Here is a 9,860-nt window from a genome sequence, read left to right as displayed (position 1 = left end):
GACGAGATCAGGGGTCGTGTGTAAAAAGGGCGGGCATTTTAACAGGCTGAGCAAATATTGCTGCCTCTGTGCGACGGTGTGACATGCCACATCATCTTAATTTGCCGCTTTTGTTACTTTCGCGCAGGATGCCATGAGTATTTGCAGCTACCGTAGGATTAATACAGCAAATACGTATTTGATAACCAGTGTCATTGCCATTGGTTGCTGGCACGTCATAATGCCCACCGCCCGAATTTTTGCAGAGTCTAGGGAGCTAGCTTGTCTACGCCTGTCGAACCCTTGCGTTTACTGCTATTGGCCGAAGAGCCATCATGGGCAACGTTATTACGTGAATGTCTGGCGCCCATGGGAACTGCGGCCGTCATGATAGCCGCGCCGAGCTGGGAATCTGTCAGCCATCTGTTCGAGAACGATCGCAATGCGCTGCTCCTGACCACGGCGGACCTGCAGCCTTCAGCGGGCCGCTGCCGCTTGCCCACGGTTTTGCTGCTCGACACCGAACCTGCAACGTCACCCCGGGGTGTCAGCGACTGGCTGGTCAGCACCAGCCTGACTCCCGATGTCCTGCGCCGTTGCCTGCGCCATGTACGCGAACGCGGCGTGCTCGAGCACACGCTGCAACGTCTGGCCGAAGAAGACCCGCTGACCGGCATCGCCAACCGTCAGGGCTTCCAGACCCTGCTGGCAGTGCGCCTGGCCGAAAGTGACGGTCGCGGCATCGCCCTCGGCCATCTGGACCTGGACAACTTTCGCCACGCCAACGATGCACTGGGCCATCAGGCTGGCGATCGCCTGATCCTGCAGGTGGTGGCGCGCCTCAAAAGCCAGCTCGAAGCCGGCGACCAGTTGGCGAGGCTGGGAAGCGACGAGTTCGCGCTCTTGATCAATACCCATCGTGCGCCCGAGCGTGCCGAGTGGATGGCCGAGCGGATCACCGAGGTGATGGCTGAGCCCTACTGGGTCGACGGCGAAAGCCTGCTGATTGGCTGCAGCCTGGGCATCGCCCATGCGCGGGCCAACGCCGGGGCCGACCCGCTGATGTGGCACGCGCATATCGCCATGCAGCAGGCCAAAAGCACCCAGGGCTGCACCTTCCACGTCTTCAACGAACGCATCAATCGCAATGCCCGCAGCCTGGCCGACCTCGAAAGCGAGCTTCGCCGCGCCCTGCGCCGCGATGAACTGGAACTGCATTACCAGCCGCGCCTGGATCTGGGCACGGGGCAGATCGTCGGGCTGGAGGCGCTGGTACGCTGGCGCCACGCCGAGCGTGGCCTGCTGGCGCCCAGTGAGTTTGTGCCTCTTGCAGAGCAGAGCGGGCTGATTGTACCGCTGGGTTACTGGGTCATCTCCCGGGCTCTTCGCGATATGCAGTCGCTGCGTGAACGCGGGCTGGAACCGTTGCACATGGCGGTCAACCTGTCGTTTCGCCAGTTTCAGGACAGCCAGTTGCTCTCGACCCTCAGCCGCCTGATCATCGAGCGCGGTGTTGAAGCGCAATGGCTGGAATTCGAACTGACAGAAACAGCCGTGATGCGGCGCAGTGACCTGGTCAAGCAGACGATGGATGCACTGGGCAGACTCGGCGTGCGTTTTTCGCTGGATGATTTTGGTACGGGGTTCTCATCGTTTGTGCATCTCAACAGCCTGCCGATTGCGCTGCTCAAGATCGACAAAAGCTTTGTTGGCGGCATGGAAGGCCGCGAAGAGAACCGCAAGCTGGTCCACGCCATGATCAACCTGGCCCATAACCTGAAGCTGGAAGTAGTCGCCGAAGGCGTCGAAACCCCTGAACAACTTGCCCTTTTGCGCGACTTTGGCTGCGATCAGGTACAGGGTTACTTCATCAGCAAACCGCTGCCGTTGGCGGATCTGGTGGAATACTTGACGTTTGGGGCTCAGCAGCAGGTGCCGCAGGCGATCTAGCCCACAACATAACCTGTGAAACGGTGGGATCTATCTGTGGGAGCGGGCTTGCTCGCGATGGCATCACCCAGGCTTACCTGACAGACCGCGGGTCCTGCATCGCGAGCAAGCCCGCGCCCACAAAAGCCTGACCCTCTCCCAAGCGGTTATGCCGCACTCAAGCCCGCCACTTTCGCCGCCTTGCGCTCCTGCTTGATCATGCGCCGCATCTTCCACTCGAACGCCAGCGTCAGGCTGATCGAGGCACAGGCCAGGCCCAGTGCCAGGCCCCACCACACCCCGGTCGGGCCCCACTCGAAAGTAAACGCCAGCATCCAGGCCATCGGCGCACCAATCACCCAATAGCAAAACAGCCCCACCAGAAACGTTGTCTTGGCATCCTTGAGCCCGCGAATGGCACCCATCGCGATGGTCTGTGCTCCATCAAACAGCTCAAACCAGGCAGCCACCGCCAACAAGCTCACCGCCAACTCGAATACCGGGCGGAACGCCGGATCGTTGTAATCCAGGAACAAACCGATGAGTTGGGTCGGCAAGAACCAGAACACCACAGAGAAGCCCAGCATGATCACCGCACCGCAGCCGATCCCGACCCGGCCCGCCAGGCGCGCCCGCAGCAAGTCTCCGCCGCCATAGTGCTGACCAATACGCATGGTGATGGCGTACGACATGCCCGCCGGCACCATAAACGCCACCGATACGATTTGCAGCGCAATCTGGTGCGCAGCCAGTTGCGTGCTGCCCATGGTGCCCATGCACAGCGCCGCGAACGCAAACAGCCCGACCTCCACCGCGTACGTACCGCCAATCGGCAGGCCGAGGCGCCACAGCTCACGCAAATAAGTCAGATTGATCCGCGACAGGCCTTTGCTGATCGGATACGCGTCGTAGGCCGGATGACGGTGGATATGCCAGGCCAGGCCCAGCGCCATGAAGGTCGCCACAATCGCCGTGACCAGGCCGATGCCCATCAAGCCCAGCTTAGGCAGGCCGAACATGCCGGTAATCAGTGCGTAATTGAGCAGGAAGTTGGCCACAGTGCCGATCAGGCTGATTACCATCACTGGCGTGGCCCGGCCCATTGCACTGGTAAAACCGCGCAGGGCCATAAACGTCATGTAGCCGGGCAAAGCGAACGGTAACAGCATCAGGAACTGGCCAGCGGCCTCAACGTTGGTGGGCGTCTGGCCGAACAACAGCAACAGCGGCTTGATATTCCACAGCATCACCGCGCCCCCCAGCGCCAGCCCCCAGGCCAGCCACAGACCCGCCTGTGTAAGACGGGTCGCGCCTTCAATGTCACCCGCGCCCTGGCGAATCGACACCAGCGTACCCACGGCAGCAATGACACCAATGCAAAAAATCGACACGAACGAGTAGCTGGCCGCACCCAGACTCCCGCCAGCCAGAGCCTCTGGGCTCAGGCGCGCCATCATCAGCGTATCGGTCAGCACCATCAGCATGTGAGCCAACTGAGAGGCGATCAGCGGCCCTGCCAGCCGCATGATTGCCCAGAGTTCGATACGTGCAGGATGCTGTTTGGTCATCAGTCAGATTTCTATAGGTGCGTTGAAAGGCCTGATTCTCGGCGCGTTGAGTGTTTTAAGCAAAGGGATAAAAACGATCCGTAGCATGACTAAAACTCATGCGTAAGCTTATAGTTCTCACCACCGACTGTGACACGATAGGAACAATCTCAATGTCTCGTAGCCTTCCTCCTCTTTATGCCTTGCGCGCCTTTGAAGCGGCAGCTCGCCATAGCTCGTTTACCCGAGCGGGAGAAGAGCTGTCGATCACCCAAAGCGCCGTCAGCCGACATATCAAGACCCTGGAAGCGCATTTCGCCTGCCGGTTGTTCCAGCGCAATGGCCGCAGCCTGCAACTCACCGAAGCCGCCCGCTTGCTGCTGCCGGGTGTGCGCGAAGGCTTTGCCGCCCTGGAACGTGCCTGCACCACTTTACGCGCCGAAGATGACACCTTGCGCATGAAGGCCCCCTCGACCCTGACCATGCGTTGGCTACTGGCCCGTCTGAGCCGATTTCGCCACCTGCAGGCCGGTAACGAGGTGCAACTGACCAGCGCCTGGATGGACATCGACAATGTGGACTTCAATCAGGAGCCATTCGACTGCGCCGTACTGCTAAGCAATGGACACTTTCCGCCTGACTGGGAGGCCACGCTGTTGTTTCCCGAGATGCTGATCCCGGTCGGCGCGCCCGCCGTACAGGACGACACGCCTTGGGACGTCACGCGCCTGGCTGCCACCGAACTGCTGCACCCCACTCCCGATCGCCGTGACTGGCGCCGCTGGCTCGACTGCATGGGCCTGAGCGGGCAGGTTTCACTCAAGGGCGGGCAGGTTTTTGACACCCTGGAGCTGGGCATGATCGCTGCCGCCCGGGGGTATGGCATCTCCATGGGCGACTTGCTGATGGTTGCCGAAGACGTTGCTCAGGGTCGCCTTAGCCTGCCATTCCCGGCCGCCGTGGCCAGCGGCGAAAATTACTATCTGGTCTGGCCAAAAACCCGTCCTGGTGGTGAGCGCCTGCGCCGTCTGAGCGACTTTCTGCAACATGAAGTCGCCGCGATGGAGCTGCCAGAGGTGGAGCGAATGAAGTAGCCGGGCCTATCACCCTGTTACCGGCCGATACTGCAACGCCTGCGCCAGGTGCCTGCGCTCAATGCCTTGCAGCTGCTCCAGATCGGCCAAGGTCCTTGCCACCTTCAATATCCGGTGTGCCGCCCGCAGCGACAACGTCATCCGCTCGCAGGCGGTCTCCAGCCAGGCGTTGTCCACCTCACTCAGCCGGCACTGTGTACGCACCCCCGGCAGATCGAGAAAGGCATTGGCACACCCCTGACGCTGTAACTGACGCTCACGTGCTGCTGCCACCAATGCCGCCGAGATGGCCGTGGTATCGCCAGAGGCAAGGGGCGGGTTGAGCGACGTGGTCTCGCGCGCCACGGTCAGATGCAAATCAATGCGGTCGAGCAACGGTCCGGAAAGTTTGTTGCGATACCGCTGGATCTGCTCCGGGGTACAACGGCAGCGGCCTGTGGGCTCACCAAGATATCCACAGGGGCAGGGGTTCATGGCCGCGACCAGTTGGAAGCGCGCCGGAAAGCGCATTCGATCCCGGGCGCGGGCAATCACGATAAAGCCGGACTCCATTGGCTCCCTGAGGACTTCCAGCACCTTGCGATCAAACTCGGGAAGCTCATCAAGAAACAACACGCCGTGATGCGCCAGCGTGATCTCGCCGGGTTGTGGCTTTGAGCCGCCACCCACCAGCGCAGGGCCGGAGGCCGAGTGGTGAGGCTGACGAAACGGGCGCTGTGGCCAGCAGTTCAGCGGCACATGGCTGACCACCGACTGAATGGCCGCAACCTCAAGCGCCTCTTGTTCGTTGAGCGGCGGCAACAACCCGGGCAGGCGGCTGGCCAACAAGGTCTTGCCGGTACCGGGCGGGCCGCAAAACAACAGATTGTGGCTGCCTGCGGCGGCAATCAATAACGCCCGCTTTGCCGAAAGCTGCCCCTGGACATCGATCAGATCAGGATAAGGTTTGCTCAACTGCAATAAGCCGCTGGCGATATAAGGCTCAATCACCTCACGCGCTGCGAAATGTGCCACCAGCTGCAACAAGTGCTCGACCGCGATCACTTCAAGCCCGGATGCAAGGCAGGCCTCTTCGGCATTGGCCAGCGGCACCACCAGGGCCCGTCCCGCAGCACGGGCCGCCAACGCCGCTGGCAAAACGCCCTGGACAGACCTGATTGCACCCGACAACGCCAATTCGCCCAGGCACTCCACCTGCTCCAACGCTGCGGCCGGTATTTGCCCGCTGGCCGCCAGGATTCCCAGGGCAATGGCCACATCAAAACGCCCGCCGTCCTTGGGCAGATCGGCGGGCGCCAGATTAAGAGTGATTCGCCGGGCCGGGAAATCCAGCCCGCAATTGAGGATCGCGCTGCGCACCCGGTCTTTGCTTTCCTTGACGGCCGCTTCAGGCAAGCCGACCAGTGTTAACGCGGGTAATCCATTGGCCAGATGCGCCTCGACCATGACGGCAGGCGCCTCGACACCCACCTGGGCGCGGCTGTAAACGATAGCCAGAGCCATGACTCATTCCTTGAGCTCGCAAAAAACTCATCCTGCGCGAATCAGGAGCCGAGGGCAGGGGTGTAATGGATACGGGATGTGAATGTGCATGCAAACACGACCGGCGAGCTGCCAAAGTTCGGTTGCATTAAACGCACAACCCTCTAAAATTAACGAATAACGTTATCCATTAACTATGATAATAAACTTCAAGTGCTGCAGAACTGAACGTCTGTTCCGAAGTGGCAAGACCCGCGCATGGTCAGACATTATCAATGTGGTAGAACGCAAACTAACGATGCTAGATGCTGCATCCGTGCTGGCCGATTTACTGTCGCCTCCTGGCAATCGGCTCGAAGCATTGGACGGCAACCGCAAAGGCCAGCACAGCATTCGCATCAACGCACAATGGCGAATCTGCTTCATTTGGGGCGCGAATGGCCCTGAAGCGGTAGAAATCGTTGATTATCACTGAGGTCATCATGATCAAGAACGGCATGCGCCCGGTTCATCCGGGTGAAATCCTCAAAGAGGAATACCTGGAGCCACTGAGTCTCTCGGCCGCTGCGCTGGCCAGAGCGCTCAAGGTGTCCACACCGACGGTGAACGATATCGTGCTGCAGCGCCGTGGTGTCAGTGCCGATATGGCCTTGCGGCTGGCGATTTGCCTTGAGACAACGCCTGAGTTCTGGCTGAACCTGCAAACCACTTACGATCTGCGCAAAGCACAAATTGAACGTGGTGCAGCGATTCGCGAGCAGGTTGAACCCATTCATCACTGCGCCTGATTCACGCCTCCAGCGCCTTGGTGCCCAGATCTTCAGCAAAGCGCAACAGGTAGCCATCGGGGTCGAGCACCAAAAAATTGTGCTCGCCGAACAACACGTCGTTACTGCGGTACCAGCGTTCTTCCAGGGGTTTTCGCAAACTGTGACCCGCGGCTTCAAGGCGCTGGATCAGCCCCTGGGCATCCGGGCATTTGATCGACAGGTTCATGCCGCGACCAAACGGCTGCTCCAGCGGCCCGACACGCCAGGAAGACTCTTCAAGGTCATCCTGTTCCAGCATCAACTGGCTGCCATGAAACGACAAAAACGCAAAAAAATGCTCCGGGCGCTGGTACTCGATCTTGAATCCGAGCACTTCACAGTAAAAGCCCAGGCTACGCGAGAGGTCCGAGACGATCATCTCGGGTACCAGCGGGTTCATCACCAACATACTAAAACATCCTTGTTTCAATGATCGACGCACCGCCTTCGAGCGTTATTGCGTCGGCGGCAGCAGCCTGGCTTCCAGTTCGGCCACTTTGGCCTCCAGGCTCTCAAGACGAGCACGGGTACGGGCCAGAACCACCATTTGGCTGTCGAACTCTTCGCGGCTCACCAGATCCAGCTTGCTGAAACCACTTTGCAGCAAGGCTTTGAACTGGCTTTCGATTTCGTTGCGCGGCAGCGCGGTTTCGCCACTGAACAAACGGGAGGCGTGGCCACCAAGGGCGTCGAGAAAATCTTTGGGCGCGAGCATGGATAAAGTCCTTAAAACTGATGGCGGCGAGTGTATCACGGGGGGTTGGCGCTCACTGCCGACGGCTTTCTGCACGTTTTTCGCGCACCTTCCCTGCAGGCTGCGCACCATCATCGAGCACAAACATCCCGACAAATCAGGCCAAAAGCCATCAACTTCTTCTAAACCGCTGTAATTGTTGATTTTTCCAGACATGGCAAGGTTTCTGCTTAGGCGTATATGACTCATGCACTGATGCAGTAGCTGTGACGAAGGCAGTGCGGCAGGTGGTTCAGGGAGTGTTTTCGTCACCAGCGATTTACACACGTTGTACAGCCTGAAGAAGGCTGACGATGCGTTACAAAGCCAGACACTGCGCTTAGACTTGAGCCGGGTTTGTTTTCCTGGGGCAAGTCCACCAATTCGGGAGAAGTTTCATGAAGCTAGTCACCGCCATTATCAAGCCGTTCAAGTTGGATGACGTGCGCGAATCGCTGTCTGAGATCGGCGTACAAGGCATTACTGTTACTGAGGTCAAAGGCTTCGGCCGGCAGAAGGGTCACACCGAGCTGTATCGCGGCGCGGAATACGTGGTCGATTTTCTGCCAAAAGTGAAGATTGATGTCGCCATTGACGACAAGGATCTTGATCGGGTTATCGAGGCGATAACCAAGGCTGCCAACACCGGCAAGATTGGTGACGGCAAGATTTTCGTGGTCAATCTGGAACAGGCTATTCGCATCCGTACCGGCGAAACCGATACCGACGCAATCTAAGCCGCCAAACCCCAACGCCCCAGGAGAAAACACTATGACTCTGCGTAAAATCGCAGGGCTCGGAGCCCTGCTGTCTGTCGTAATGCCTGGCCTGGCCATGGCGGCAGACGAAGTGGCTGCTCCAGTCCTCAACTCGGGCGATACCGCCTGGATGCTGACTGCTACCGCTTTAGTGCTGTTCATGACCATTCCCGGCCTGGCGCTGTTCTACGGCGGCATGGTGCGCTCCAAAAACATTCTTTCCGTAATGATGCAGTGCTTCGCCATTACCGGTCTGATCAGCATTCTGTGGGTCATTTATGGCTACAGCATCACGTTCGACACCACGGGCATGGAGCAGGGCGTCACCAATTTCAATTCGTTCATCGGCGGGTTCGGCAAAGCCTTCCTGGCGGGTGTAACGCCTGAAAGCCTGACCTCACCTACCGCACTGTTCCCGGAAGCCGTGTTCATTACCTTCCAGATGACCTTCGCCATCATCACCCCGGCGCTGATCGTCGGTGCCTTTGCCGAGCGCATGAAGTTCTCGGCCATGCTGATTTTCATGGGCGTGTGGTTCACCCTGGTCTATGCGCCAATCGCGCACATGGTATGGAGCGGTAACGGCGGCCTGATGTGGGACTGGGGCGTCCTCGATTTCGCAGGCGGCACAGTGGTGCATATCAACGCCGGTATCGCAGGTCTTGTCGCGTGCATCGTGCTTGGCAAGCGTAAAGGCTACCCGTCCACCCCAATGGCTCCGCACAACCTGGGTTACACCCTGATGGGCGCTGCCATGCTGTGGATCGGCTGGTTCGGCTTTAACGCCGGCTCCGCAGCGGCCGCCAACGGCACTGCCGGCATGGCGATGCTGGTCACTCAGATCGCTACCGCTGCCGCGGCACTGGGCTGGATGTTTGCCGAGTGGATTACCCACGGCAAGCCAAGCGCACTGGGTATTGCTTCGGGCGTAGTCGCAGGCCTGGTGGCAATCACCCCGGCCGCTGGCACCGTAGGCCCAATGGGCTCGGTCGTGATCGGTCTGGCATCTGGCGTGATCTGCTTCTTCTGCGCCACCAGCCTCAAGCGCAAACTGGGCTACGACGACTCACTGGATGCGTTCGGCGTACACGGCATCGGCGGCATCGTCGGCGCCATCCTGACTGGCGTGTTTGCCGCCCCTGTACTGGGTGGCTTCGGCACCGTGACCGACATCCCGGCCCAAGTCTGGATCCAGTTCAAAGGCGTCGCCTTCACCGTGGTCTACACCGCGATTGTGACGTTCATCATTCTCAAAGTGCTGGATGCCGTGATGGGTCTGCGAGTGACTGAAGAGGAAGAGGCTGTGGGCCTCGATCTGGCTCAGCACAACGAGCGTGGCTACAACCTGTAAATATCCCTATAAAAAACCCGGCGTGCCGGGTTTTTTTTTGCTCATAAAAAGACGATATTCTCGGCAATGGAATGATTTGCCCTACAGGTTAAAGGGTTCACCAAGTTCTACGCTTGTGAATGCCACCCGTACTTGCGACACAACTCGACTATTAGCTGCTTTGCTTTTTTATTCAGCA

The 9,860-nt window shown here is 59.2% G+C and carries 10 protein-coding genes; 6 read left to right on the top strand and 4 right to left on the bottom strand.

Annotated elements, in window-relative coordinates; all coding sequences use genetic code 11:
* Positions 1-261 precede the first annotated feature (261 nt).
* Positions 262-1,929, top strand: a complete 1,668-nt coding sequence (locus VSQ83_RS24435; protein ID WP_133075043.1) for a putative bifunctional diguanylate cyclase/phosphodiesterase — start codon at positions 262-264, stop codon at positions 1,927-1,929.
* Positions 1,930-2,075: 146 nt separating this feature from the next.
* Here the strand turns inward: VSQ83_RS24435 and VSQ83_RS24430 are convergent, their stop codons facing one another.
* On the bottom strand, positions 2,076-3,476 hold the full coding sequence (locus tag VSQ83_RS24430) for a NorM family multidrug efflux MATE transporter (protein ID WP_326427669.1): 1,401 nt from the start codon (positions 3,474-3,476) through the stop codon (positions 2,076-2,078).
* A 152-nt stretch (positions 3,477-3,628) separates the two neighbouring features.
* Between VSQ83_RS24430 and VSQ83_RS24425 the strand changes: the two genes are divergently transcribed.
* Entirely contained in the window at positions 3,629-4,549 is a 921-nt protein-coding gene (locus VSQ83_RS24425; protein ID WP_219262009.1) for a LysR substrate-binding domain-containing protein, read from the top strand.
* A gap of 9 nt (positions 4,550-4,558) precedes the next feature.
* Here the strand turns inward: VSQ83_RS24425 and VSQ83_RS24420 are convergent, their stop codons facing one another.
* The gene (locus VSQ83_RS24420) at positions 4,559-6,052 is read right to left on the bottom strand and encodes a YifB family Mg chelatase-like AAA ATPase (RefSeq protein WP_326427668.1); all 1,494 of its coding nucleotides are present in this window, start codon (positions 6,050-6,052) and stop codon (positions 4,559-4,561) included.
* Positions 6,053-6,227: 175 nt separating this feature from the next.
* On the opposite strand from VSQ83_RS24420, the gene VSQ83_RS24415 reads away from it, so the two are divergent.
* Both VSQ83_RS24415 and VSQ83_RS24410 read left to right on the top strand, forming a co-directional pair.
* Positions 6,228-6,506 (top strand): type II toxin-antitoxin system RelE/ParE family toxin, encoded by a 279-nt coding sequence (locus VSQ83_RS24415; protein ID WP_326427667.1) that lies wholly within the window; start codon positions 6,228-6,230, stop codon positions 6,504-6,506.
* A gap of 7 nt (positions 6,507-6,513) precedes the next feature.
* The gene (locus VSQ83_RS24410; RefSeq protein ID WP_048352553.1) at positions 6,514-6,819 is read left to right on the top strand and encodes a HigA family addiction module antitoxin; all 306 of its coding nucleotides are present in this window, start codon (positions 6,514-6,516) and stop codon (positions 6,817-6,819) included.
* Between the two features lies 1 nt (position 6,820).
* On the opposite strand, the gene VSQ83_RS24405 is transcribed toward VSQ83_RS24410, so the two are convergent.
* Together VSQ83_RS24405 and VSQ83_RS24400 are read right to left on the bottom strand one after the other, a co-directional pair.
* Positions 6,821-7,249 (bottom strand): bleomycin resistance protein, encoded by a 429-nt coding sequence (locus VSQ83_RS24405; RefSeq protein ID WP_326427666.1) that lies wholly within the window; start codon positions 7,247-7,249, stop codon positions 6,821-6,823.
* A gap of 45 nt (positions 7,250-7,294) precedes the next feature.
* The gene (locus VSQ83_RS24400; protein ID WP_326398816.1) at positions 7,295-7,555 is read right to left on the bottom strand and encodes an accessory factor UbiK family protein; all 261 of its coding nucleotides are present in this window, start codon (positions 7,553-7,555) and stop codon (positions 7,295-7,297) included.
* Positions 7,556-7,971: 416 nt separating this feature from the next.
* Between VSQ83_RS24400 and glnK the strand changes: the two genes are divergently transcribed.
* Positions 7,972-8,310 (top strand): P-II family nitrogen regulator, encoded by a 339-nt coding sequence (glnK, locus tag VSQ83_RS24395; RefSeq protein WP_002555808.1) that lies wholly within the window; start codon positions 7,972-7,974, stop codon positions 8,308-8,310.
* Between the two features lie 34 nt (positions 8,311-8,344).
* Positions 8,345-9,682, top strand: a complete 1,338-nt coding sequence (locus tag VSQ83_RS24390; protein WP_133075036.1) for an ammonium transporter — start codon at positions 8,345-8,347, stop codon at positions 9,680-9,682.
* Positions 9,683-9,860 lie beyond the last annotated feature (178 nt).

Origin of the sequence: Pseudomonas sp. DSV-1, assembly GCF_035830915.1 — a bacterium.
Lineage (GTDB): Bacteria > Pseudomonadota > Gammaproteobacteria > Pseudomonadales > Pseudomonadaceae > Aquipseudomonas.
Note: the sequence above shows the minus strand (reverse complement) of the source record. Positions and strands in the feature narration are given on the sequence as shown.

Coding starts and splice junctions, on each gene's coding strand:
- VSQ83_RS24425 (WP_219262009.1), top strand. CDS start 3,629: ATGTCTCGTAGCCTTCCTCCTCTTTATGCCTTGCGCGCCTTTGAAGCG.
- VSQ83_RS24430 (WP_326427669.1), bottom strand. CDS start 3,476: ATGACCAAACAGCATCCTGCACGTATCGAACTCTGGGCAATCATGCGG.
- VSQ83_RS24400 (WP_326398816.1), bottom strand. CDS start 7,555: ATGCTCGCGCCCAAAGATTTTCTCGACGCCCTTGGTGGCCACGCCTCC.
- VSQ83_RS24405 (WP_326427666.1), bottom strand. CDS start 7,249: ATGTTGGTGATGAACCCGCTGGTACCCGAGATGATCGTCTCGGACCTC.
- VSQ83_RS24410 (WP_048352553.1), top strand. CDS start 6,514: ATGATCAAGAACGGCATGCGCCCGGTTCATCCGGGTGAAATCCTCAAA.
- VSQ83_RS24390 (WP_133075036.1), top strand. CDS start 8,345: ATGACTCTGCGTAAAATCGCAGGGCTCGGAGCCCTGCTGTCTGTCGTA.
- glnK (WP_002555808.1), top strand. CDS start 7,972: ATGAAGCTAGTCACCGCCATTATCAAGCCGTTCAAGTTGGATGACGTG.
- VSQ83_RS24415 (WP_326427667.1), top strand. CDS start 6,228: ATGATAATAAACTTCAAGTGCTGCAGAACTGAACGTCTGTTCCGAAGT.
- VSQ83_RS24420 (WP_326427668.1), bottom strand. CDS start 6,052: ATGGCTCTGGCTATCGTTTACAGCCGCGCCCAGGTGGGTGTCGAGGCG.